At 69.4% G+C, this 23325-nt stretch carries 19 protein-coding genes and 9 pseudogenes; 9 read left to right on the top strand and 19 right to left on the bottom strand.

The features are described 5' to 3' along the window. The coding region (locus UG55_RS07820; RefSeq protein WP_242423948.1) for an NAD(P)-dependent oxidoreductase at nucleotides 1-803 on the bottom strand (803 nt) is incomplete at its 3' end. 865 nt (nucleotides 804-1668) lie between these two features. Here UG55_RS07820 and UG55_RS33435 point away from each other — a divergent pair. The 5 genes and pseudogenes from UG55_RS33435 to UG55_RS45190 form a co-directional block, all read left to right on the top strand. Next, nucleotides 1669-2500, top strand: a pseudogene (locus UG55_RS33435) (helix-turn-helix domain-containing protein); the annotation flags it as partial. Nucleotides 2501-3195: 695 nt separating this feature from the next. Continuing rightward, a complete protein-coding gene (locus UG55_RS07805) occupies nucleotides 3196-3519 on the top strand; it encodes a 4a-hydroxytetrahydrobiopterin dehydratase (RefSeq protein WP_066064946.1) in 324 nt (107 codons plus the stop codon). Between the two features lie 564 nt (nucleotides 3520-4083). Further along, nucleotides 4084-4481, top strand: a pseudogene (locus UG55_RS33430) (replication initiator); the annotation flags it as partial. Between the two features lies 1 nt (nucleotide 4482). Beyond that, the coding region (locus UG55_RS07800; protein WP_242423919.1) for a replication initiator at nucleotides 4483-5523 on the top strand (1041 nt) is incomplete at its 5' end. Between the two features lie 242 nt (nucleotides 5524-5765). Then, on the top strand, nucleotides 5766-5894 hold the full coding sequence (locus UG55_RS45190) for a hypothetical protein (protein WP_255360442.1): 129 nt from the start codon (nucleotides 5766-5768) through the stop codon (nucleotides 5892-5894). On the opposite strand, the gene UG55_RS33425 is transcribed toward UG55_RS45190, so the two are convergent. The 4 genes and pseudogenes from UG55_RS33425 to UG55_RS33410 all read right to left on the bottom strand — a co-directional run. Beyond that, nucleotides 5891-6130 (bottom strand): hypothetical protein, encoded by a 240-nt coding sequence (locus UG55_RS33425; RefSeq protein ID WP_242423917.1) that lies wholly within the window; start codon nucleotides 6128-6130, stop codon nucleotides 5891-5893. The genes UG55_RS45190 and UG55_RS33425 overlap by 4 nt on opposite strands. 75 nt (nucleotides 6131-6205) lie before the next feature. Then, nucleotides 6206-6796: a recombinase zinc beta ribbon domain-containing protein gene (locus UG55_RS33420; protein ID WP_242423915.1), complete on the bottom strand. Its 591-nt coding sequence runs from the start codon at nucleotides 6794-6796 to the stop codon at nucleotides 6206-6208. Next, nucleotides 6709-7395 carry a recombinase family protein gene (locus UG55_RS33415; protein WP_083986556.1) on the bottom strand — a complete coding sequence of 229 codons (687 nt, stop codon included), beginning with the start codon at nucleotides 7393-7395 and terminating at the stop codon, nucleotides 6709-6711. The genes UG55_RS33420 and UG55_RS33415 overlap by 88 nt, the downstream gene beginning before the upstream one ends. Nucleotides 7396-7417: 22 nt before the next feature. Then, a pseudogene (locus UG55_RS33410) lies at nucleotides 7418-7549 on the bottom strand (IS6 family transposase); the annotation flags it as partial. Between the two features lie 616 nt (nucleotides 7550-8165). On the opposite strand from UG55_RS33410, the gene UG55_RS07780 reads away from it, so the two are divergent. After that, nucleotides 8166-8540 carry a hypothetical protein gene (locus tag UG55_RS07780; protein WP_066064927.1) on the top strand — a complete coding sequence of 125 codons (375 nt, stop codon included), beginning with the start codon at nucleotides 8166-8168 and terminating at the stop codon, nucleotides 8538-8540. A 149-nt stretch (nucleotides 8541-8689) separates the two neighbouring features. Here the strand turns inward: UG55_RS07780 and UG55_RS07775 are convergent, their stop codons facing one another. The 4 genes and pseudogenes from UG55_RS07775 to UG55_RS33405 all read right to left on the bottom strand — a co-directional run bounded on the left by UG55_RS07775 (nucleotide 8690) and on the right by UG55_RS33405 (nucleotide 10681). Beyond that, the gene (locus UG55_RS07775; protein WP_066064924.1) at nucleotides 8690-9073 is read right to left on the bottom strand and encodes a type II toxin-antitoxin system VapC family toxin; all 384 of its coding nucleotides are present in this window, start codon (nucleotides 9071-9073) and stop codon (nucleotides 8690-8692) included. Then, nucleotides 9070-9283, bottom strand: a pseudogene (locus tag UG55_RS07770) (type II toxin-antitoxin system Phd/YefM family antitoxin); the annotation flags it as partial. The pseudogene UG55_RS07770 and the gene UG55_RS07775, both read right to left, overlap by 4 nt. 403 nt (nucleotides 9284-9686) lie before the next feature. Then, entirely contained in the window at nucleotides 9687-10202 is a 516-nt protein-coding gene (locus tag UG55_RS28300; protein ID WP_199865073.1) for a hypothetical protein, read from the bottom strand. Between the two features lie 260 nt (nucleotides 10203-10462). Beyond that, nucleotides 10463-10681, bottom strand: coding sequence for a hypothetical protein (locus tag UG55_RS33405; protein ID WP_066064917.1), 219 nt, complete (start codon nucleotides 10679-10681; stop codon nucleotides 10463-10465). On the opposite strand from UG55_RS33405, the gene UG55_RS27030 reads away from it, so the two are divergent. Next, on the top strand, nucleotides 10607-11104 hold the full coding sequence (locus UG55_RS27030; protein WP_242423942.1) for a LysR substrate-binding domain-containing protein: 498 nt from the start codon (nucleotides 10607-10609) through the stop codon (nucleotides 11102-11104). The two genes, UG55_RS33405 and UG55_RS27030, sit on opposite strands and share 75 nt — an antisense overlap. Nucleotides 11105-11959: 855 nt before the next feature. On the opposite strand, the pseudogene UG55_RS33400 reads toward UG55_RS27030, so the two are convergent. From UG55_RS33400 to UG55_RS07740, 4 genes and pseudogenes are all read right to left on the bottom strand, one after another. Next, nucleotides 11960-12775, bottom strand: a pseudogene (locus UG55_RS33400) (cation:proton antiporter); the annotation flags it as partial. A 1-nt stretch (nucleotide 12776) separates the two neighbouring features. Continuing rightward, a partial coding sequence (locus UG55_RS33395; protein ID WP_242423912.1) for a cation:proton antiporter occupies nucleotides 12777-13276 on the bottom strand: 500 nt, incomplete at its 3' end. Nucleotides 13277-13292: 16 nt separating this feature from the next. Next, nucleotides 13293-13775 (bottom strand): cation:proton antiporter regulatory subunit, encoded by a 483-nt coding sequence (locus UG55_RS07745; RefSeq protein ID WP_066064904.1) that lies wholly within the window; start codon nucleotides 13773-13775, stop codon nucleotides 13293-13295. Between the two features lie 306 nt (nucleotides 13776-14081). After that, nucleotides 14082-14483, bottom strand: a complete 402-nt coding sequence (locus UG55_RS07740) for a hypothetical protein (protein WP_128422891.1) — start codon at nucleotides 14481-14483, stop codon at nucleotides 14082-14084. Between the two features lie 573 nt (nucleotides 14484-15056). On the opposite strand from UG55_RS07740, the pseudogene UG55_RS46160 reads away from it, so the two are divergent. Beyond that, nucleotides 15057-15917 (top strand): annotated as a pseudogene (locus UG55_RS46160) (lipase family protein); the annotation flags it as partial. A 1-nt stretch (nucleotide 15918) separates the two neighbouring features. Continuing rightward, nucleotides 15919-16286: lipase family protein (locus UG55_RS33385; protein WP_242423901.1), on the top strand; the 368-nt coding region annotated here is incomplete at its 5' end. Between the two features lie 101 nt (nucleotides 16287-16387). Here UG55_RS33385 and UG55_RS07730 read toward each other — a convergent pair. The 6 genes and pseudogenes from UG55_RS07730 to UG55_RS07715 form a co-directional block, all read right to left on the bottom strand. Further along, nucleotides 16388-17518 carry an iron-containing redox enzyme family protein gene (locus UG55_RS07730; protein ID WP_083986553.1) on the bottom strand — a complete coding sequence of 377 codons (1131 nt, stop codon included), beginning with the start codon at nucleotides 17516-17518 and terminating at the stop codon, nucleotides 16388-16390. Then, entirely contained in the window at nucleotides 17515-18252 is a 738-nt protein-coding gene (locus UG55_RS07725; RefSeq protein ID WP_066064899.1) for a class I SAM-dependent methyltransferase, read from the bottom strand. The genes UG55_RS07730 and UG55_RS07725 overlap by 4 nt, the downstream gene beginning before the upstream one ends. Nucleotides 18253-18390: 138 nt before the next feature. Then, nucleotides 18391-19224: pseudogene (locus UG55_RS33380) on the bottom strand (MMPL family transporter); the annotation flags it as partial. A 1-nt stretch (nucleotide 19225) separates the two neighbouring features. Then, nucleotides 19226-20770 (bottom strand): annotated as a pseudogene (locus tag UG55_RS33375) (MMPL family transporter); the annotation flags it as partial. Nucleotides 20771-20814: 44 nt separating this feature from the next. Beyond that, a pseudogene (locus UG55_RS33370) lies at nucleotides 20815-21147 on the bottom strand (RND transporter); the annotation flags it as partial. 186 nt (nucleotides 21148-21333) lie between these two features. Further along, on the bottom strand, nucleotides 21334-23064 hold the full coding sequence (locus UG55_RS07715) for a SulP family inorganic anion transporter (protein WP_083986551.1): 1731 nt from the start codon (nucleotides 23062-23064) through the stop codon (nucleotides 21334-21336). Nucleotides 23065-23325: the final 261 nt, after the last annotated feature.

The raw sequence follows: 23325 nt of genomic DNA, 5'->3' as shown, positions 1-23325 counted from the left end.
CCGGTGGCGCACACGATGACATCGGCGCGGCCCAATGCCTCGGACTTTGACCATTTCACCGCGAATCCGTGCGACATGGCTTCGACGGCGCGCACCGGATCTGTCTCGTACACGGTGGTGCGGACCGATTTGGCTCGGAGGGTGTTCGCCACGCTGCGGCCGATCTTGCCGTAGCCGATGACGCAGGTCTCACGACCATGCAGGATGTCCCCGTGCTCTCGGAGAAGCGATTCGGTGGAGAACACGATGGACTGACCCACCAGGTAGTCTTCCGGCTGCTTCAGCGGACTGCGGGCTACCGAGAAAACCGGGCAGGGTGGTTTCCCGCAAGCAAGGTACTTGCGGTACCCGTTCTCCGTGTCCTCGACGACTCCCACGATTCGTCCGCTGAACTGTCGACACAGGGAGGTCAGCGCGGGCGCGAAGTAACCGCCGATGTCCAGCAGGGCGAGATCTCGGCCCGCGGCCCGTTCTTCGACGTACGCGAGAACTTTCGCGGGATGGGTGAATCGGTCGCGGTCCAGGTCGTCGCAGTGGTACCGGCTGCTGATAGCGGCCCGCGTCGCCGGGTCACAGGACTTCGGCTTGGGGAGAATCGAGATCAGATCGTTCCCTCGCGCCACCGCTTCCAGGAAGAAGGGCCGGTCGGGCAGCATGTGAGTGATGACGATGGCCGCCACCTCGTGCGCCGACGGGAATGCGTTGTTGACCGCAAGGAAGTACTGCTCAATGCGTCTCCTCGCCGAAGGCTCGGCGAGGATCGTAGCGGGCGCGGTCCGGTCGAGGGTCAGACTGCCGTCCATCTCGTCCACGTTTGGTTGACTCCCGGATCAGGAGGGAATTGCACAGGGTTTGCTGTAGGGCTAATTCTCGTCGAGGGTACGAGGCGATGGGTCTGCCTCCTCGTTCATCGGCTCGCAGCCACCGACCTTCGTGAAGATCGTCCACGCGATGAGTTCGCATGCCTCTCGTGTGATGCGCCGCGTGATCCGCTGCGTCCGGTCCTCCACCTCCAAGGGGAGAATGACGTCAGCGTCCCGTAGCTTCTCGTGCGCCCAGACGTGTGCGTCGTTCCAGGTGCCGAAGATGGCGACCTGCACACCGTAGCCGTTCAGGACGGCGTAGGGTCGGATGCGCCGGGCGATCACCTCCCCGAGCTGAATTCCCCTCCGTCCCTGATCTTGATTATTTGGTTCTTGATCCATCGAGCTTCCTCCGTGATGTTCTCGATTCGTTCCAGTAGTGCGGCGNACGCAAGGGGCTCGACTGGGGCGCGACTCTTGTAGTCGATGAGCTTGCCTTCCAGCTCTTCCATCGCGGTGACGGCAACATCGCTCTGCAATCGCAGAATCCTCAGAGGAAGATCGCCCGACAGTTGCGGAATACCCGGCCAGCCTCCGCTCATCCGTTCCACTGTCCGCCTTCTCCCTCGTTCGACGTTCCGCCNGGAGCGGCACCCGAGGCCGAGGAGCCCACCGCCGTCATTTGAAAAACGGTTTTCCCTGACCCGGCCCCGGGGCCTGGAGACAAGTGTGGAACCAACGATTCGTGATCACTAGACGCGGCACGCATAGGCGCCATGCGTCGTAGGTATGAGCGGCCCACGGCGCTGGATAGACTGCGTAAGCACGATCCGGGCCCGGGAGGTCACGAAGGGGCGTCACTGCGATGAGTGACCAGGTAGACGATTCTCGCTACTGCCGGTGTGGCACGCGCCTCGCCCGGGACAACTACCGGGGATCGTGCGGGCCCTGCCAGCGCCGGGCTCGGGAACAGGGCACGGCCGCGCCGGAGGTCTCGGCCGGATTCTGGACCGCCTCCGATCAGCTTCGGGACGCCCTCGATGAGCGGCACATGGGCCGGGTGATCGCGGCCTACCGCAACCACCCTCATCACACTGTTCTCCTGTCTCAGGAGATGGTGGCCGGATGGATGGGCATCACTCAGACCCAGTTGAGCCGTATCGAGTCGGGTGAGCCGGTGACCGACCTTACAAAGCTCATCCGGTGGGCCGAGGTCCTGCGCATCCCGGAAGACCTGCTGTGGTTCAAGCTCCCACAGCCACGCCCCAGCGAGGCACGCCCCGCCCCGGTCGGCTCTCCCACCGCACCGGCGGTTCCCGGCATCCTCGGGGTGCCGCCCGCAGACACCGCCGGTCCTCCAGCCGACCCGTACCGGGTGATCGCACACGTAGGGGAGGTGGTCATCGTGGCCATCGACCGGCGCACGTTCCTCGCGGGAAGCGGTGCCGGGTTCCTGGTCGGGGGCGCGGTCATGCCCTTGGCGTCGTATCAGCAGGTCGCACCTGAGGCCATCGAGTATCTGGCGGCTCAGCTTGACGGTTACTACTGGGCTGATGCCGCGTTGGGGCCGCACACCGTGATTCCGTCGGTGCTGGTACAGCAGGAACTCATCCGGCAGTTCCTGCGGGTGGCCCGGGGCCCCGAACGGCACGCCCTGCTGCGCACAAGCGTCGCCTACGCGGGCCTGACGACCTGGCNCTACCAGGACGCCGGGGACCTCGTGAGCGCCTCGCACTGGGCGAACCAGGCTCTCGAACTCGCCCACCGGGTGGGAGACACCCAGCTCGTCCGGCACACCCTAACGAACAAGGCGATGATCTGCACCGACCAGCAGGACGGACCCGGCACCCTCGACCTGACCAACGCGGCCCTGACGGACGAGAACGGCCTGTGCGCAAAGGTCCGGGTACAGGCGATGCAGCAGACAGCCCACGGCTACGCCCTCATCGGTGACCGGCGCGGCGCAGACTACGCCCTGGACAAGGCCGCCGCGCTGCTGGCCCGCGTCGATGACGACTACCCGTGGTTCAACGCCTGCCGACGCACCCCCGGCTACATCGAGGTGCAGCGGGCGACCTGCTACAACCGTCTCGGTCTCGGCCGTGAGGCCCTCCCGCTGTGGGAGCAGATCATCTCCGCCCTGCCCGCTACGGCCCGCCGAGACAAGGGTGTGTACCGGGCACGGCAAGCCACCTCACATGCTCAGGCCGGGAACCCGGAGGCCGCTGCGGACGCGGTAACGCACGCGGTCACCGTCGCCCGGGAGACCAGTTCGGCGCGGCTACGACAGGAGCTTCACGGAGTTTGGCACCACCTCACACCGTGGCATGACCATGAGACCGGACAACAGGTCAAAGCTCTGCTGGCGACACTGTAGGAAGGGACGACGAGCATGGGACTACGCGACCCGCTACCGGCCGAGGAGATCACCCGACGTCTGGCCGCACTGGACGGATGGGTGAAGGCCGCCGACCGCGAAGAGATCCACAAGACGTTTCCCGTGGAGTACTACGCCGCGATCGAGGCTCTCGGCACGGTGGCCGAGTCCGCGAAGGAACTGGAGCACCACCCGGACGTCGAACTGCACTGGGGAGAGCTGACGTTCAGTCTCACCACCTACAGCGCCGGACAGCGGATCACCGATCTGGACTTCCGGCTGGTCGACCGCATCGAAGCCGTGCTGGCCCGCTACGTCCAGACGGAAGCGGCGGGATAGCTGAAAAGTGACCCGGCGGGCCTGGACTCTCCGGCCCGCCGGGCTCTACAGCCCCTGTTGGCCTGGGGCGGCTGCCTGGTCGATCGCCGAGCTCGCGCAGNGGCAAGTTCTTGATCCTCGGGGTAGGTTCGACGGCCCCGACTCATTCAAAAAAGTGGAATCTTCGTGCACACATAGGTATAGTAGGCATTGGTGTTCGGGGGGCCGCGGTCCCTGCGCCATGTAAGGCAGTACGCCAGATAGACGAGCTGTCCACGTTGAGCCGCCGGGGAGCGGCAGGACCGGGCTCGGGCTGCTGCACCGTGGGCTACGTGTCCTCGTGGTTCGCGTCCAGTCGTGTTGATGTTCCGTCTGGGGTGCAGATGTGCCGCATGTGGCGTGTCCTGTCGGTGTTCAGGGTTTGTCTCGTTCACGGGTTGACCGGGTAGGTCCGGCCGGCGGTTGAGGTCCGCCGCCGCTGATCTTCCGGTTTTTTTCTGTTCCCCGTTCTCGCTTTCCGTGTGGTGCTGCGGCTGGCCTGTGGGTTCGTCCGGGCTGACCGCGCCTGTGCGGTGAAAGGACGCGGTGGTTTCCGTGGACGTGGGCGTGAGCCTGCCCGAAAACCGGCTGGTGGCGGGTGGCTGTTCCCGACCGATTCGCCTGTCCGGCCATGTCGATCATGTGGATGTTGGTACTGGTGAGGTCCGTCGGGCGTTTACCTCGGCGGGTGAGCCGGGCGGGGTGCTGCATGTGCGGTGCAACAACCGGCGGGAAACCGCCTGCCCGGCCTGTTCGGCGGTGTACAAGCGCGACGCCCGGCGGCTGGTCCTGGCCGGGCTCGCCGGTGGTAAGGGTGTCCCGGAGACGGTGACCGGGCATCCGGCATGGTTCGTCACGCTGACCGCGCCATCCTTCGGGCCGGTGCACTCGCGGCGCCAGCACGGCAGCAAGGGCGGTCCGGTCCGGGCGTGTCACCCCCGGCGNGGGCTGTGCCCGCACGGGAAACCGGCGGGTTGTCATGAGCGGCACCGCGAGGATGATTCCCGGCTCGGTTCCCCGCTCTGCCCGGACTGCTACGGCTACGGCCGCACGGTGACGTGGAACGCGCTCGTCCCGCGGTTGTGGAAGGCCACCCGTGACGGTACGGAATCGGCGGTGGCGGCGGCGGCCGGTCTGACCGTGGCGGGGCTTCGCCGGTCTGCGCGGTTGAGCTTCGTCAAGGTCGCGGAGATGCAGCAACGCGGGGTTGTGCATCTGCATGTGGTGGTGCGGGTCGACGGGCCGGACGGTCCCGGCTCGGTTCCTCCGGGGTGGGCAGCTGGTGAGCTGGTCGCGGACGCTCTGCGGAGCGTGGTCGGGTCGGTGGCGGTGCCTGCTCCTGATCCGGACGCGGGCGCCCTCGACACCGGCGTCGGTGCCGGGGATGGGTGGGCGGTGCTCTGGGGTGCGCAGGTCGATATCCGGCGCATCGCGCTCGATGGACCCACTGACGTCGGGCGAGTGTCCAACTATTTGGCGAAGTACATCACCAAATCGGCGGCGGCCGGTGGGGCGTTGGATCATCCGGTGCGGTCGCTGGCGGCGCTGGGCCGGCTGGTCCTGGCCCCGCACGTGCGGCGGCTGGTGGAGACCTGCTGGCGGCTCGGTCAGGATCCGGCGTTCACCGTGGCGTTGGATGCGGCACTCGGCCGCGACTCCGGCGACGTCCCACGGCTGATCCGCTGGTCTCACCAGGCTGGGTTTGGTGGTCACTGGCTCACGAAATCGCGGGCGTACTCGACGACGTTCACCGCGTTGCGGACGGTGCGGCGGGTGTGGTCCCGCACGATTGGCGCGGCCATGGCAGGCCACGCGCCGCTGGATGCCTTCGGCCGGCTCGACGGCGACCCGAACACGGTCGTTCTCGGCACGTGGACGTATGCGGGCCGGGGCCTGCATCTCGGCGGCTACGGGTCTGACCCTCCCGATCTGCCAGCGTCTCGGGCGGCTGGTAGCCCGGTGGGCACCTGGCGGGCCGAACTGTGAGCACCGAAGGTGCTGTTCAGCCGTCGTTGTTCGATGACCTCGACGACACCGCTACGGGCACCTGTGAAACTGCTCCGGTCGTGGCTGGCCAGCAGGTCAGCACCGCAGGTTCCGAAGGTTCCTCGGCTGTTTCTGCCTCTGCGGCTACCGGGAGTCTGCCGCGGAAACCGACCACGGTGCGGGTGGGTGGGCGGGCCGGCACCCGACCGGTACCGGTGCCGGGTTCGGCGCGGTCTCGGCGGGTGTTCTCCGATGCGGCGGAGGAATGGGGTAGGCGTCAGGCGTTGGCGGCTCCGGTGTGGTCGCGGGAGAAACGGCGCCGGGTCGCGGCGCTGCTCGGGCTGGTCCTGGCCGACGATCCCGGCGGTTAGGTCTCTTCCCGCCAGACCGGGTCCAACAGGTCGGGGTCGAACCTGCGGCCCCTGCCGGCGGGGTGGACGACCACGGCAATCAGATGCTCTTTGATGATCGCGCGCTGGCGGGCAAGGCTGTAGTCGTCCCACTCGGCGCGGACATCGGCGGGGCGGGCGTGCGCGTTCGCGGTGGCCACCAGATGATCGTTCCGTCCCTTGAGAAGGGCTTCTTCCTGCTCCCTGAGCTCTTCCATGGTGGGGAAGTAGTCCTTCGGGGAGATCCGCCGGGGCACCGACGTCCACGCGGCGCGGGTCTCGGTGATGCTCTCCTATACCTCGGCCAGCGCGGCTTCCCCCTCCCACGGGGCAACCTCGACCACGGCGCTCGCGGTCTCCAATTCGATCTTGTTGAACAGTGCCGCCAGGATGTGATCATCGGTGTGGGGTCCGTGCCGGGAGACCTTCCCGCACCCTCCCTGCGTCGGCGCGGGGCACCGGTAGATCGCGTGCTTGCGTTCCCGGTAGGGCGGTGACCCGAACATCGACCGGCCACACCGGCCGCACGCCACCACGCCGCTGAGCAGGTAGCGGCGGGAGTTATGCCCCTGCTGGGCGTAGGTCCGATCTCCGATCTTGGCGATCACCTGTTCCCACCGGCGCACGCCGATGATCGCTTTCCACTGGCCTTTCACCGGGACCTCGATGGTCCGCCCGTCGGGGGTGCGTTCCTTGCGGGTGACGACCTGCATGTACTTCGCGACGTGGCCGTTGATGTTCGGTTCCTCGACGCCTCGGCCGCGTAGGCCGCAGATGCGGGGGTTGCGGTAGACCTTCAGCACGCTGCTCTTGGTCCACTTCTTCCCCCGGGTCCCCCGGATACCGGCGTCGTTCCACTCGTGCAGCAGATCGACGACCGGCACCCCGGCCAGGATTCGGCGGGCGCCTTCTCGCAGGATCGCGGCTTCGGCGAGATCCAAGGTGCGCTTGTCGTCCTTCCAGCCGAACGGACGGCTTCCCCCGACAGGAACCCCCGTTCGGCGCGGTGCCTGTGCGACCGGCGGACCCGGCGGGAGGTGTCCGCGCTGGCCTTGTTCGCCGCGACCGCCTGCGCGCGGGCGTTCGCCTTCCCGTACTCGGTGGTCAGGTCGACGCCGGGCCCGACGATCGGGCGGCGGTACAACTCGACGACCTCGATCGCGTCTTCCAGGTCGCGTAGGTCTCGGGTGAGACGGTCCAGGTCCCACACGATCGCCCCGTCCAGGAACCCGGACCGCAGGTCAGCCAACAGCTCGGCGTAGTCCGGGCGGATCACCCGGGAGATCATCGTGCCGTCTTCCAGCACGATCGTCTTCTTCTTCCAGGCCGATTTCTTCTCCTGGTAGACCTTCTCGATCGTCGCGCCGTGCTCGTCGGCGAACTCGTAGCCGTCTTCGTCCTGGCGTTCTAGCGCGTCATCCCCACCGACCAGTTCCGAATACCGGGTGTACAGACCAAGTCGCAACCCGTTCAACTTTGCCATATAAAAAGTGTAGTTCGTACGATCGTTGCACCCACCGGTACACAGTCACGTGATCAACCTCGAGGCCGCGCTCAGCGAGCAGCTCTTCGACGTCGCGGTACGACAGGGCGAACCGCAAGTACCAGCGGACCGCCAGCATGATCACCTCAGGTGGNAACCGGAACCCCGCGAACTCCGACGTCGGAACCGGTGGACAGGCACGACGTCGACGCATCACTCGATCATGACCGATCGACGGCCGCGAGACAGCGGACTCCGCCGATGCAACAGACCCATTATGAGCTATCGGAGTTGGAGGAGTGCACGGTACATNGGCAGGCATCGTCGATGATAGTGCACCCGCAGCGTCCATCNAAATCTAGGTAGTAAAGACACACTCAGATCGCGAGGAGGAGTCTCGGTTGCAAGTCAGGATCCCTCTCCGGGCTACCGCGATAGGAATTTTCAATGGAACAGTCTGCGGCCTCCTCATCGAGATCGCCGCAGTACTTCTAGACGCCATCGTGCAGGGTGATTTCGACTGGTCAAGAAGAGTCGGCTATGCCGCCATCACTGGCGGGACGGCGGCCGTGTTGACAATCCGAAGGGAGCTCGAAAAAAACAGCGTGCCACGTAAGTCATCGAGATCCGATGGCTGAATCATGCGCACTCGTTGCCGCCGTTAGGCCGTAAGGATGCCAGGGGCCCCGATTCGATAATCCACAATCGGCCCGGTTTCCAAGGTTGAGTAACTGGCATCCGTATCGAGCCTCCATCTCACTGACAGCCTAGTGCCGCGGCTGGCCTTCACCGCCACCTACAACGGCGACAGCACCCTGACCTCACAGACTTACCCCAACGGCCTCGTCGCCACCACCCGCTACGACAACAGCGGTGATGCCACCAGCCTCACCTACGCTAAATCCGGAACCCCCTGGCTGGCCTTCTCCCAGTCATCCTCGATCTACGGTCAGGTCCGCCTTGACGCCACCCCACCCGCTGGGAAAACCCTCGGCTACGACCCGGCCGGCCGGGTCACCACCGTCGCCGACGCCGTCAGCTACGGCGGACCCAGAATCTGCACCACCCGGATCTACACCTACGACGCCGACTACAACCGCACCGCCCTGAACAGTTATCCCGACGGAGCCTGTCAATCCCGGTGAGACATCAGGCTGCTTGGTTCGTGGGTAGCGCCTCCTCGGTCTCGATGATCGCTGGGGGCTGGTTGATCCACGCCCTGGTCGGCAGCGCGGGCGGGGCCGGTCGGCGGTGGAACCGCTCGGGGTGGGAGCCAGCAGGTTAAACGGCGAGCTTAGATCGTGACGATCTTCAGGAGGTCTTCCAGGCCGGTGAGGTCGGCGGCGTTGCGGGTGTAGATGCTGGCTCCGTGGGCGTGGGCGGTGGCTGCGATCAGCAGGTCCATGGTGCGTGCGCGTGGCTGGCGTCCGATTTCGACGACGCGGGCGGCGAGACGTCCGTAGCTGTCGGCGACGGCGTCGTCGACGGGCAGCGGGTCGAATCGTCGTTGGATGGCGCTGAGGCGGGCGAGCCGGGTCGCGCGGGCCTGGGGTGTCTTGGCGACAAGGATGCCGAACTGTAGTTCGGCGATGCTGATGACGCTGACGGCCAGCTCGCCGGGGATGGGGGTGACGCCTGTGGCGACCAGGACGCTGGTGTCGAGGACCCCGCGAGTCATCGGCCTTCCCAGGGATCGGTGAGGGAGTCGTCGACGAGGTTGCGGTCCTGCGGCCAGTCGGTGTCCTCCGGCTGTGCGAAGAGATCAGCCAGATCGTCCCAGCGCCGCCACACACGCGGACTCACCGGGCCGAGGACGGCTGCTGGCCGGCCGGCCACGGTGATGGTGAACCGTTCGCCGTCCTGGGCGCGGCGTATCAGGTCGCTGGCGNTCTGCCGGACCTCTCGGAGCCCTACCTCGTCCATCCTGCGAGGGTAGCACTTGTGCTACCTGCGTGTCGGTGCGCAGATGAGTCGGTGGTCGTGGCTTCGTTCGTCAGCTCTCCGAAGGGGTTACGTTCCGGCGGGTTGGGGGTGCGGGTAGGCGGTGGCGAGAGTGGTGCGCGTCGGCGGACGGCGGCGGGTCTACCACCCCGCCCCGTGGGACCGGCAATCCCGGCCTCGTCCGCCGCCTGCGCGGCTGTACCTCCCCCGAGCCGTTCTGATCCACTGTTCCCGCACGGATCCGCTCGGCCAACCGGCTGAAGTCGATGTCCCACGACGCGAGGCGCCGTGATCCGAATCTTCGTCCGGCTGGAGTTCTACCGGCTCGGCTGGCTACCTGTGAATGAGATTCAAAGGCTGCCGATCTGGGCAAGGCTGCCGACTCGGGCGACATCATGTCCGCCATCCCTTGGGCAGTGCCATATCGGCCAGTCCTCGGAAAATGAAAGATCAAATGGTCGATTGTGTTGTGGGCAGTCGGGCCAGGTCTGAAGATACAGCTCCATGACGAGTTCCTGGGTGCATTGGGCCACCGAGGAGACCGCATCTTCGAACGTCGCCGAATCCGCTTCCTGGTCGTCGCTTCTTCCGGCGTACGCGCTGTTTCCAGCGCCGCAGTAGCTGCCACTCGTGCCGACTGCGACGTAGACCAGTACGTAAGGTTCGTCCCCTTCTATGTCGGGGTCATCCATATCGGAGGAGATCCATCGGAGCTGGAGTCTTCCCAGCTGCGGGAGGGTGGCGTCGATGTCTCTCTGAACAATGAAGAGTGATCGCTCCAGATAGATTTTCGTTTCACTGCCGAGCAGTGCTTCTACTCGGTCGGTCGGACGCTCGAACCAGAGCTCGTCCACGGTTTCTCCCACTCCCCGATCGTATGCCCTCCGGGTCGGAAGATCTGTGCGCCATCCACTGCCTGGACGGGTGCGGGGCGATTCAGCTAGCCAGTGGTTCGGGCGCCGCGCCAACCCGGTCCGTCCCGGTCGCGCCCTGCTTCCGCCACACGGCGGTGCCTCGCAGCGGCACCTGGCCCAGTTCGCCGGCGACAGCGGAGGCGAGGGCGAACAGTTCGGCGGAGGACCCCGGTTTCAGGGGCGGTCGCCGCCGGCCGCCCAGCACCAGCTGGTCACACCCGGCACCGGCACGCGGTGGACGTCCTCGGCCGGTTGGCGAGGGCGGAGCGGGAGCTGGCCGTGATCCGCAGCGGCGACGGTGGGCTGCTGCGTGTGGGGGCGTTCCCGACCGCGAACATCTCCCTGATGCCCCCGCTCTGCGGGCGTTCGCCCAGGCCAGGCCGTCCGCCCTGCGCGGCGACGAGCTGCTCGTCGCCCTCCGGCGCGATCATCCGCTGGCGTCGACCGGAACGGTCGACCTGCGCGAGCTACGCGACGAACCCTGGCTCCAGTACGACTACGAGGACCGTCCCACGATGCTCGCCGATGCCTGCGCCCGGGCAGGTTTCACACCCGCGATAGATCATCAGGATCGCGGAGTGGACGGGGAAGTTCGGCTATGTCGCCGCCGGCCTGGGGTAGCGCTGGTCCCCTCCCTCGCCGCCTGGGCGGTCCCCGCCGAGCTCGCCCTGTGCCCGCTCAGCGACCCCGCCCTGCGCCGGACCATCTACACGGCACTGCCCGTCACCCCGCTGCCCGTCACCCCGCTGCCAGCCGCCCTGACCTTGCGGAACCTGCTCGCGACGGATGCGGGACGGTCCGGTGTCAGGCCGAGCCTCGGGCGCCAGCCGGGTACCCAGCCGGGCCCCGGGTGACGAAGGTGTCTGATCAGAGGGGATATCCCGCCCGTCGGGCCGGCCGCGGGGCCCGGCAGGCGGCGGCCCCGGGCCGGCACCGGGACCCCACCGTCCCACCCGTTCGACGTCCACGGCCCCGCCTGCGGACACCTCGGCCAGCGACCATCCGCCGAAGTGCGGCCACCGGGCCGCCGGCACCCCGCAGACGCCCACCGTAACGGCGCCACCAGGGCTTTCAGTGCACCCACAGACCCCGCAACACCCCTCAGTCACCCCCGCGCCGCGTGTCCGCGAGGATGCGCCGACAGCGACTGAAGAGCTCTGGGTGTCCTTCGCCCGCGGGGGTTGCGGCCCCTGCGTCACCGTGGTCGTCAAGGCGTCTCGGTAGGAGACACGAGGAGCTCTTCAGGTGCGGGATCGCCACGCTCGCGCTCGCGCCCGAAACGCCGACCACCATCGTCAGATCACCGAACGCACCCGCCGAGCGCGCCCGTTGTTCCTGCAGGGCGGTCAGGTTCCGCACGGCCGACCAGCACATCAGCGGCCGCAGCCTGGTGCGGCCGCTGATGTGCTGCTCGTCGGGGCCGAACTGCCCGTTCAGGAGGCCAGCCCGGACTCGTCACCTTCATCGGCCTGGCGGAATCGCTGACGACGCTCCAGCCCGACCCCCGCCCGAGCCTGCTCGTCGCCGGCCTTCTCCTCGCCGGCTACGCCACTGCCGCGATGGCCCCGGCCCTGCTCCTGGCCGAGCGCCGGGACGTCTGACCCCGATACGGCCTGACCCCGATACCGCCGCCGGCGGCGGTACCCGATACCGCCGCCGGCGGCGCCGAGTGATCGGCAGGCCACCGGGCGGCGGGTTGGGGCCGGTCGCTATTCGCGGGCCGCGTCGGTCGGCTTGTCGGACGGGACGGGCTGCGGTTCGAGGGCTTCCGGCGCGTCCCGTGGTTCGGGCGGGTTGACCTGCGCATGGCGCTGGGGTGGTGGTGCCGCCTGCTGCCTGCGGGCCGCGGTGGCCTTGCGCCGCCGCAGCGCGGCCTTGGTGAGCGGCTCGGCGACGCGGGCAGCGATCGGGCCGATGACGGCCATCAGCAGGACGTAACAGGCGGCGAGCGGCCCGAGGCGTGGCTCGACGTGGGCGGAGACCGCGAGGCCCGCGATGACGATGGAGAACTCGCCGCGGGAGATCAGGGCGGCGCCGGCGCGGAAGCGTCCCATGGTGGCGATTCCCGCCCGCTTGGCCGCCCACCAGCCGGTGAACGTCTTCGTGGCGACCCCGGCGACGGCCAGCACCACCGCGGCCAGCAGCGCCGAGGGGATCTCTCCCGGGTCGGTCTGCATGCCGAAGAACACGAAGAAGACGGCCGCGAACAGGTCGCGCAGTGGCGCCAGCACCTCCCGGGCACCTTCGGCGACCGGGCCGGACAGCGCGATGCCGACGAGGAAGGCGCCGACCGCGGCCGACACCTGCACCTGCTGGGCCACCCCGGCGACGAGTAGGGCGAGGCCGAGCGCGCGCAGAAGGATGATCTCGTCGTTGCGGTCGGAGGCCGGGTTGAAGACGAGCCGGGTCACCTTGGAGCTGTGCTTGAGCGCGAGGAACAGGACGCCGACCATGGCGCCGAGCGCGATGGCGAGTGACGCCGCGCCGCGCGCGATCGTCTGGCCCGCCAGCAGCGCGGTGAGGATNGGCAGGTAGACCGCCATCGCGAGGTCCTCGAGAACGAGAACGGACAGCACGACGGGTGTCTCGCGGTTACCGAGCCTGCCCAGGTCGGAGAGGACCTTCGAGATGATTCCGGAGGACGAGATCGCGGTGACGCCACCGAGCACGACCGCGGCTCGCCAGTCCCAGCCGAGCACGAACGCCGCGGCCACTCCGGGTGCCGCGTTGAGTGTCAGGTCGAGGCCGCCGGCCGGGGTGTTCTGCCGCAGCCCCGCGAGCAGTTCCCCCGCCGTGTATTCCAGGCCGAGGGTGAGCAGCAGGAGAACGACGCCGATCTCGGCGCCCACCTCGATGAACTCCTCGCTCGCGCCGAGCGGCAGCAGCCCGCCGTGCCCGAAGGCGAGGCCGAAGATCAGGTAGAAGGGAATCGGGGAGATACCGAACCGGGATGCCGCGTGCCCGACGAGGCCGAGCGTGAAGAGAACCGCACCCAGTTCCAGCATTATTGAGGTGATGTCATGCATATGATCGCGGCGCCCTTCATCCGGACCGAAGGAGTTCACCGACGGCGGCGGTGTTTTCCGGTGTGCCGACGACGACCACGACGTCCTCGGCCTGGAAGCGGAAGTCCGGACGGGGTGAGGCGAGGACCTGCCGGTCGCGGACCACGGCGACAATCGACGCGCTGGTCCGGGTCCTGGCGTGGGTGTCGCCGAGCTGGCGGCCCACGTACGGCGAACCGGCCAGAATCGTGATCTGCTCGCCCACGAGCCCGGCGAACGCCCGGCTCAGGTCGGCCAGTTTCTCCACGATGTGGGGAGCGCCAAGCAGTTCGGAAAGCACGTCGCTCTCCTCCGCGGTGAGGGTTATCGACTCGGCGCAGGAGTCCGGGTCGTGGGCGTCGTAGACCACCAGGACACGGCGACCGCTGTGATGCGAGACCACACCTACCCGCCGGCCGGCACGAGTTGAGAAGTCGTGTCGCAGCCCGATTCCCGGGAGCCCGGTTTCTTCGACATTCATGTGGATCCTCGCAAGTGATTTCTGTGAGTTCTGGTGCAGGGCAGGAACAGTCGCGGACACCCGTGTCGGGGGTGCTGTCGCGGTGCGTGACGCCGTGGACGGCCCGACGTCGCGCGGTGGCCAGCAGGGCAGGGACCGGACCGGATGTTCCCGGCATCGGCGGGTGAGCCTGCGCCGCGAGGGCTGCCGATGNGCGGCCGGCGGCGGAACGGGCGGACGGCGGCGCCCGGGCCGGGGCCTACCTCGCGTCTCTCGCGCCCCGAACCCGGTGATCGTGCCGAGGTGCCGAGGTGCCGCCGACGTGCGTCAGGCCACCGGTCCACCGCGAGCCGGTGGGGGAGCGCGCGCACCGCAGGCACCGATCGGGCCGACGGGCCGGGCCGGTGACCGGGTGCTGCGCCAGGGCAGTAGGACCCCGCAGAGAACGAACAGCAGGAGGCCACCGGCGAGACCGAACTGGTCGACACCGGCCCAGGCGGAGAACCAGACCGTCAGATGGGCCTTGTGATCGAGGTGCGGCCGCTGTTCGTCGCTGTGCGCGACCGCCGTGGGGGGTGTGAACGCCCCCGGAGCGCTGTTGGCCGCGCCGACCACGAGCAGGCCCCGCGGTGTGCTCGTGCCGCTGCCGACACTGAGCAGCATCCACGCGGCGAGGGCGATGACCACAACCCACGCCGCGCGGGTGCGCAGACGGCGGGTTGTTGGCATATCGCCAGGCTAAGGCACTGATGGTTGCTGATGCGGCCGGAACGCCTCCGCCGCCGGCCGGGTGGGCGGGGCGTCGGTGCGCTGAGCCGGTCCGGTGCCCGCCCTGGCTCGGTGTGTGACGGCGGCTCGTGGAAGTCACACTTCGGTGCTACTCGGCGGACCGCTCCGACCACCTGCCCGGGCCGGGGCGACCCGCGGCCGTATTGATTCCCCCGCCGGGGCCCGATGCTCCGCGGCGCTGTGGCCCAGCGTCGAGACACCTGCCTTGAGCTGGGCTGTGCCTGTCTCCTACCGGGTGTTCGACGTCCGCCGCGTGATCGAACCACTCCCGGCACTGACGATCCTGCGGGCCGATTACCCGGCCGGTGTCCGGGCGGAGCCCGGATCTTCATATGGGCAACGAGCGCACAAATTGTTAGGGTGCAGAACCTACTCGCCAGTAGTACCCGGTGGTAACGAGTGTGCATTGCGGTGCCCGGCGTGGGCGGGGCCACCGCCGGCCGTGTCGCCCGCGGTTCTCGGAGACGTCGTCCACCCAATGGCGAACCCGGTGCAGAAAGAAGGTTGATCGGTATGTGGCGCAACTTACCCGGGCGCGGTTTACGACCGCGGGCGCGGATCGGTTCGGTCGTGGTGACGCTTGCCCTCGCGATGCTCGGGGTGATCGTCCCGATTGCCGTCAGCACGACGGCGGCCGCGGCCGCCGGTGCTGTCGAGGGGCCGGCCGGGGATGCCTTCTACACGCCGCCGTCGCCGCTGCCCGCGGGCGCGCCCGGTGACGTGATCTGGTTCCGCAAGCAGGCCGACGTCGGGAACGCGAGCTCGTACCTGGTCCTGTACCACTCACGCGACGCCCTGGGGAAGCCGAACGCCGTCACCGGCACGATCTTCGTCCCCAAGGGGGTGCGCCCGGCGGGTATGCCGGTCGTCGCGCTTGCCTCGGGCACGGTCGGAATGGGTGACCAGTGCGCGCCGTCCAAGAACGGCCTGGTCAGTAGTGCGCAGAACCAGGGCTTCATCGACCGGGCGCTGCAGCGCGGCTGGGCCGTGGCGATGACCGACTACGAAGGGCTCGGTACTCCGGGCCAGCACACCTATGTGGTCGGTCGCTCCGAAGGGCACGCCGTGCTCGACGCGGTGCGCGCCGCCCAGCGGCTGCCCGCGACGGGCCTGACCGTGGCGAACCCCGTCGGCCTGCTCGGTTACTCCCAGGGCGGCGGAGCCGCCGCGTGGGCCGGCGAACTCCAGCCGACCTACGCGCCGGAACTGAACCTCAGGGCCATCTCGGCCGGTGGCGTGCCCGCCGACCTGCTGGCCGTCTCGAAGCAGCTGGACGGCGGCCTCGGTTTCACGGTGCTGGCGATGGCGGCGGGCGGGCTGGACGCGGCCTATCCCGAGCTGAACCTGCAGAGCTACCTGAACGACGCCGGCCGGNAACTCTTCACCGATCTCGGCAACGCCTGCATCGACGCCATCGTCACCTATGCGTTCCACAAGATCAGCGATTACACGACGGCGAACCCGCTGGCCACGCCCGCCTGGATCGCCCGTATCAACGAGCAGAAGCTGGGTGCCGTGCCGCCGAGGGTGCCGACATTCCTCTACCACAGCTGGCCGGTGGACGAGCTGGTGGAACGGCCGCAGGCCGAGGCGCTGAAGAACACCTACTGCGCCGCCGGCGCCCCCGTCCGCTGGAAGACGTATCTCGGCGAGCACGCGCTCACCATCTTCACCGCGCAGGGCGATGCCGTGAGCTTCCTGGGCGACCGTTTCGCCAACAAGCCCTTCACCCGGTCCTGCTGAGGAGAGGCCGACCGGATCTCGACCTTCTTCCGCCGCGCCGTGCCGGGTCGGCCCTTCTTCGACCCGGCACAGCCGGTCGTCGGCCGGTCGTCAGCCGGTCGTCAGGCGGCGGGCGCCGCGAGCAGGGAGGAGCGCCCCGCCTCCCAGGCGTCCAGGATGCGCCGGGCGCACCGGCCTTCGACCGCCATGATCGCGCGGGCGCCGAAGAGTACGTCCGCCCCCAGCGCCGGTTCCGCGCGCACGAGGCCGCCCGCGAGTGCCTCGGCGGCGACGGTCTGGTGATGCGCGTCGGCCACGACGTGGACGGAGAAGAAATGGCGGGTGCCGGCGGGCTGGCCGTGCCGGCGCAGCGCCGTGTCGTAGGCGGCCATCGGCTCGACGGAGGTCATCTCGAAGACGGCGAGGTGGCCGACGAGCGCCCCGCGCAGCCGTCGGTGCAGCCCGAAGTAGGACGCGAGGTTCACCGAGGCGAGCGTCGTGCCGGGTACGCGGTCGAGGTAGGCGCCGTAGCGGGCGTCCAGGCCGAGGCCGAGCATCGTCACGCCGAAAAGGTTCTGGTGGACGTCCCGGGCGGTGCCGTTGCCGTACTCGTCGGCCTGGATCTCCACCAGGGCGGCCTTGGGTAGCCCGGCCAGCCGCGGGATGGCCCAGGAATGGGGGTCGGCCTCCTTGAGCTGCAGCGGCGAGCGGTGGATGGCGAACTCCCGGAACTGCTCCAGGGAACCGTGCTCGGCGAGATGCCTCGAAAGTGACGGCCCAGTCGGCGCCGTGATGATCTCGCGCAGCGCGGCGGGAATCGCGTCCGCGTCGCGGGAGTCGCACTCCGGCAGCGGGACGCTCTCCGCCTCCTGCCGGATCCGGGCCTCCAGCGTCTTCTCCAGCTCCTGACGCAAGGCGAGCAGCGGTGGTGCCCACTCCCAGCGTTCGTCGACCTCGGCGAAGCCGCGGTAGTGCAGCTCGTAGAGGCAGTAGAGGGCGAGCGCGCCGTCATCCCCGTAGAGGATGTCGTCGGCCGGCCGCGGGGCGGGCCCGAGACCGGCCTCCGCCGGCCGCCGCAGCGCGTCGGTGACGAAGGCGCTGAGGGGGCCGCGGGGGCGCGGCAGCCGGCCGGGACGCAGATCGTCCGCCGGCAGCACCGTCCCGTAGGAGGGGATGTCCGGGCGGCCGTCCGCCCGTGCGGGGGCGGCCTGCGCGGGCGCTGCCTGCGCCGGAGCACTGCCTGGAGGGGTCATGAAACTCGCTCCGGTTCCGCGGCCGTGACCATGACCCTGCGCAGGACGTCCGCGTTCATGTCGACCGTGGCCGGAGTGTGACCCGGGTCGGTCGGGTCGCGCAACCAGGTGACGCCGGCCAGCAGGTAACCGGCTTCGGAGCTGAACGCCCGGCCGTCGGCGCGCAGTTCCCGCACGCGCCGGTGGACGCCGGGCTCGCGGCTGTGGCGGCCGAAGGCGATCGGCCGGACGCACCAGTCCGCGACGGTGTAGCCCGAGCGCTGGGCGTGGTCGATCACGCCGAGCGGGTCGGCGATCGAGGCGACCATCAGCATCAGCACGTCGAACGGCCCGGACAGCAGGCGATTTGTCACCTCGGCGCCACTTTCGCCGCCCCACAGCTCCGGCGTGCCGGTGTCGCCGCTCGGCGCGGCCAGGTAGGGCGGGTTGGCGACCGCGACCCGTTCCGGTCCGTCGACGCCACGCTCGAAGAAGTCGCCCTGTTCGACGGTGTACCCGGGCGGCGCCTTCGCGGCCACGAGCCGGCTGGCGACCTGGAAGGACTTCGGATCGCGTTCGAAGCCGCGCACCGGGACCGTCGCCTCGCAGCGGGACAGTGCCGCGGCGATCGGCAGGCCGGTGCCCGCGCCGAGCTCGACGATTCCGTGGCTCAGGTAGCGGGCCGCCACCTCCGATCTGAGCAGACGTTCGACGCACCAGGCGTAGAAATCCGATTCGACCGGGTCGTAGAACATGGGTCTCCCCACTGTCGGCGGCGTGGTCCGCAGGGCACGCGGGAGCCATGCCCCGGAACGGGGGAGTAACGCCTGCGGGGCGGGTGCCCACGGCAAGATCACATCCTGCCGCGGGCCCCGCCCCGCCTGGTCTGCCGCTCAGTCCTCGTTGGCGTCCTTCTTGCGGGGCGTGCCGGCGGACGCGGCGCCCGCGGACGCGGCGGGGGTGTCGTCCGCCTCGGTCGCGCCGGTGGTCTCCGCCGCCGGGCTCCCGGGCTGCTCCTGGGGCGGGCCCGTCACCCGGACGTGCGCCGCGCCGGGCGCGGGGGCGGGACTGGCCCCGCCCCCGGAGGCGGACGCGGAGCCGGCCCCGGCGCCGGTCGCGGACGAGGCCACGGAGGCGGTGGCGGGTTCGGGGGCCGACCCTGCCCGCGGTGCGGCCCCGCGGTAGATCCACCCGTGTTCGTCCGCGAAGAGCAGCAGGGGCGGCAGGACGATGAGGGCGGACAGCAGGGCGACGCCCACGTTCATGGCCACCACGAGGCCGAAGCCGCGCAGCAGCGGCAGCGAGCTGAACGCCAGCACCAGGATGCCGATCACCGCCGCCATCGCGGAGACCATGAAGGCGCGGCCGGTCCTGGTCGCGGCCTCCTCCAGAGCCGTCAGCGGGCTGCGCCCGCGTTCCCGTTCCTCCAGATGCCGCATGACGATCAGAGTGGTGAACTCCGTGCACAGCGCGATCACCAGCGGGCCGCCGACGGCCGTCAGCGGGCTGAGTTCGAAACCGGCGGCCCAGGAGACGATCGCGGAGAGACCGACCGCAATCAGGACCGGCACGATCGACACCAGTGCCCGTGCGATGTTCAGGTGCCGGATCAACAGAATGATGAGTACCGCGATCAGCGCGTAGTAAGTGAGCTCGACGCGGTTCTTCTCGAAGTTCTCCAGCAGACCCGTGCCGACGACGGCCAGACCGGACGGGGTGGCCCGCACNCCGTCCGGCGGGGTCACGGTGTCGCGGATGTCGTTGACCACGACCGCTCGCTCCTGCAACGAGCCGGGACCAGTCCGGAAGATCAGGTTGAGCGCCTTGCCGTCCAGGTTGACGGTGCTCTTGCGGATCGCCGCCGGCGCGACCCCGTAGGCGCGTTCGATGTCGGCCCCGGTCGGCGGCACGAGCGTGGTGTCGGGGATCTCCATCAGGAAGCTGACCGTGGTCACCAGGCTGGACGCGGTGAGCAGATCGCCGGGGTGCTCGTCGAGCTGCTGGTAGGCGAAGTCGTGGACGAACTTCACGGTCTTGTCGTCGAACACGTCCTCGGACTGGATGAAGATGCCCAGCTCGCTGCTGGAGCCGGTGCGCGCCTTCAGGGTGCGGATGTCCTGCACGACCTGGGAGTCCTGGTTGACCCACTTCTCCGGGTCGGTCTGGACCTTCAGATGCCCCTCGGCCAGCGCCCCGCCGGCGAAGACCGCGATCGCGGCCACGACCAGGGGAATCGCGGTGACCCGGGGGAGCGAACCGAGAACGAGCACCGTGCGGCCGAGCGGGCCGTGTGAGTAGTCCTTCGGCGGGGTGGGGCGGCGCCGCTCCCGGAAGCCGAGCGAGGCGGCGATCAGCAGCACCGTCGCGAGGACGATGACCGGCAGGCCGATCGCCAGCAGGACGCCGAAGTCGCGGATCATCGGTACCTGGCTGAACTCCAGGGCGAGGAACGAGACGACGCCGGCGACGGTGGCGAGCAGCAGGGCGGGCATCAGCCGGCCGAACGCCTCCGCGACCGGCTGGCCGGCCCGGTCGAGCTGGGCCTCCTCCTCCACCCGGCTGTGCAGCTGCACCGCGAAGTCGATGCCGACGCCGAGCAGGACCGGCATTCCGGCGATCGTGACGATGGAAAGCGGCACGTCGAGATAGCCGGCGAGCCCGAAGGCCCAGACCAGCCCGACGCCGACGACGCCGAGCGGGAGCAGCCGCCAGCGCACGGCGAAGGCGACGATCAGCAGTACGGCCATCATCAGCAGCGAGATGCCGCCCAGGGTGAGGAAGCCGCCCCGCAGGTAGTCGTTGATGTCGCGGAGCAGGACGGCCGCGCCGGTGGTGGTCACCTCGGCGTTGTCGAAGGTGAGGTCCTTCATGGCCGCCTCCGCGGCCGACGCGCCCTCACCCTCGTCCTTGATCGAGGCGTTGCCCTCCAGCCGCACGATCATCTGCGCGCTGGTGTCGTTCGGGAAGAACGGGCGCAGCGACTTGCGGATGGCTCCGGTGTTGTCGTGCAGGAGGAAGTCGACCCACTCCGGATCGTCGAACACCCGCCGCTGGGCGGGGATGTCGTTGATACGGCCGAGGGTCTTCAGCGAGTCTTCCAGCCGGCGCTGCGCGGAATCCGCGTCGGGGTCGCGGTCGCGGGCGCCCAGCAGGATCTGCCCGGCCGCGCTGTTGATCGGATTCCCGTCGCTGCTCGTGACCAGGTTGTGGGTGAATTCCAGCGCCGTCAGCGGGGTGACCACGGCGGTGATCCGCGGGTCCTTCTCCAGCTCTNCCGACAGTGCACGGAACTTCTCGACGTTGCCGGTCGTGAACANATCCTTCAGCTCGACGTCCGGCTTGACGGTGAACAGGCTGATCATCGCCTGGCCGCCGAACAGCGACTGGTAGGCGACGTTGTCCCGCGCGACCTGCGAGTCGGAGTTGAGGTAGTTGTCCTGCCCGGTGGTGAACTCCAGACGGGGCAGCCCGAGGCCCAGGATGACGGTGACCACCGCCGCCACCACCGCGACGATGCCCGTCCGTCGGCTGAGCGCCCGCCCGACGCCCGACCAGAGCGGGCCGGTCGGGCCGGGCGCAGGTTCGGTCTGGCCCGCGGCGGGCGCGCCAGGCGACGCCGTGGAGTCGGGTGGCACTGGCGAGCTCGACATCGGCACGCTCCGGAGCGGTGAGGTGGTCAGGAATCGGGGTTCGGAGCCGGTTTGGTCCTGGGTGGTCTCAGAGGTGTATAGCGCAGCTCACATCCACATGCCTACTGGTGGGTAGGATTGTTTTTCGGCCTGATGTGTGATAACCGCCCCCGTGCCCGCGGCGTGAAGTCCTCCTGCCGGCCCCGGTCAGCCTGCCATGGATGTGGCGTCGGGTGTGGCGGCGCCCGTGGGTGCGGAAGTGCTCGCCGTGGGGGTCGCGGGGCGGCCCGCGGTCGCGTCCGGACGCGCGCCGAGCTGGTCGCGGGCGGCGCGGACCGCGGTCTCGACGGAGTCGAAAAGGCGTCGGCCGGGCTGGAGACGGTCCAGGATGCCGATGGCGGACAGTGTCCCGATGTGTTCGGGGCGTACTCCCGAGACGTACACGGCGATACCGCGCCGCTCCAGGCGGTCGACGGCGTCACGCAGGACGAGCGCGCCGGTCCCGTCGAGCGCGCTGACGCGGCAGAGCCGCAGGACCAGCACCTTGATGTCGGTGAGGGCCGTCAGCTCGTGGAGGTAGTGGTGCGCCGCGGCGAAGAACAACGGCCCCTCGATGCGGTACACGGCGAGGTGCTCGACCGGCTCCAGGGGGGCCTCTTCGAGACGGGCGCCGCGCGCGACGGCCCGCAGCGCCAGCGCGCCGGCGACCGCCAGGCCGAGAACGATGGCGATCACGAGATCGAAGGCGACGGTCGCGCCGGCGGTCAGCGCGAGCACGAGCGCGTCGGAACGTGAGGCGCGGCCGAGTGCGCGCAGCGAGGAGACCTCGACCATGCGCAGCGCTGTGGCGAGCAGGACGCCGGCCAGCGCGGCCACCGGGACCCGGGCGACGAGCGGGCCCGCGCACAGCATGATCAGCGCCAGGATCGCGGCGTGCGTGAGGGCGGCGAGGCGGGAGGACGCGCCGGTGCGGGCGTTGACCGCGGTGCGCGCGATCGCCCCGGTGGCCGGCACGCCGCCGAACAGCGGGGCCGCGAGGTTGGCGAGCCCCTGACCGAACAGCTCCCGGTCGGGATCATGCCGCTCGCCGCTGGTCATGGCGTCGGCGACGCTGGCGGACAGGAGGCTTTCCAGCGCGGCCAGCGCGGCGACGGCGCAGGCGGCACCGGCGAGTGACGGCACGGTGGCGAGGTCGAGGAAGCCGAGTGAGGGCGCCGGCAGCGTGGAGGGAAGGCCGCCGATGACGGCGACGTCCCAGCCGGTGGTGGCTACCAGGAGTGTCGAGGCGGCGACCGCCAGCAGTGAGAACGGGATGGTGGGCCATCGGCGGGCGCCGGCGAGCATCACGGCGACGACACCGACGGCGAGGGCGGGCGACGTCCACCGCGGGTGGTGGAGGAAGTCGCCGCCGGCGGTCCAGGCCGTGGTCAGTACGCGGTCGTGCTCCCCGGCCGGTACTCCCAGCGCGGCCGGAACCTGCTGAAGGAAGATCACCGCCGCGATTCCGGCGGTGAAGCCCTCCACCACGGAGATCGGCAGGTAGCGCATGGCGCGTCCGACGCGGAGCAGGGCGAGGCCCAGCAGAATGAGCCCGGCGAGCACGCCGACGGTCAGCACCCCGTCCAGGCCGTGCTCGTGCATGATCGGGATGAGGACGACGGTCATGGCGCCGGTTGGGCCGGTGACCTGCAGGTTTGATCCGCCGAAGGCGGCCGCGACGGCCCCGGCGACGATGGCGGTGACGAGACCCGCGGTCGCCCCGGCACCCGAGGAGACGCCGAAGCCGAGCGCGAGCGGTAGCGCGACCACGGCGACGGTTGCACCCGCGAGCAGGTTCGGTAGCGGTCGGCGGCGCAGAGCGGCCACATCCTCCCGACCGGGCAGGAGCTGGCGGAGCGGGGCAGCCCTTCCGGCGGAACTTCTCACGGTTGTGGTCATGGCAAGGTGGACGATCTCCCATGTAGTCGGATTATGAATTGCGTAACTTCGCAAGTGTTGGGTGGGAAACGGTGGGGTGGGTGGAACGGTGGGGCCGGAGCCCGCTCAGGGTCGGAGCCCGCTCAGCCCGGTTCGTCCACGTACAGGGCGAGCCCGCCGCCGGCCATCGCCACGATGCTGTCCACCGCCGGGCGCGCCTGTGTGGGCCGTAGACGGCGAGACCGAACGCAGGGCTGACCCGGGTGACCAGCTGGCCGTCAC

This window comes from Frankia sp. EI5c (assembly GCF_001636565.1).
In the GTDB taxonomy this organism is placed as follows: Bacteria; Actinomycetota; Actinomycetes; order Frankiales; family Frankiaceae; genus Parafrankia.
The sequence above is the reverse complement of the archived record's forward strand: the minus strand, read 5'-3'. Positions and strand labels throughout refer to the sequence as shown.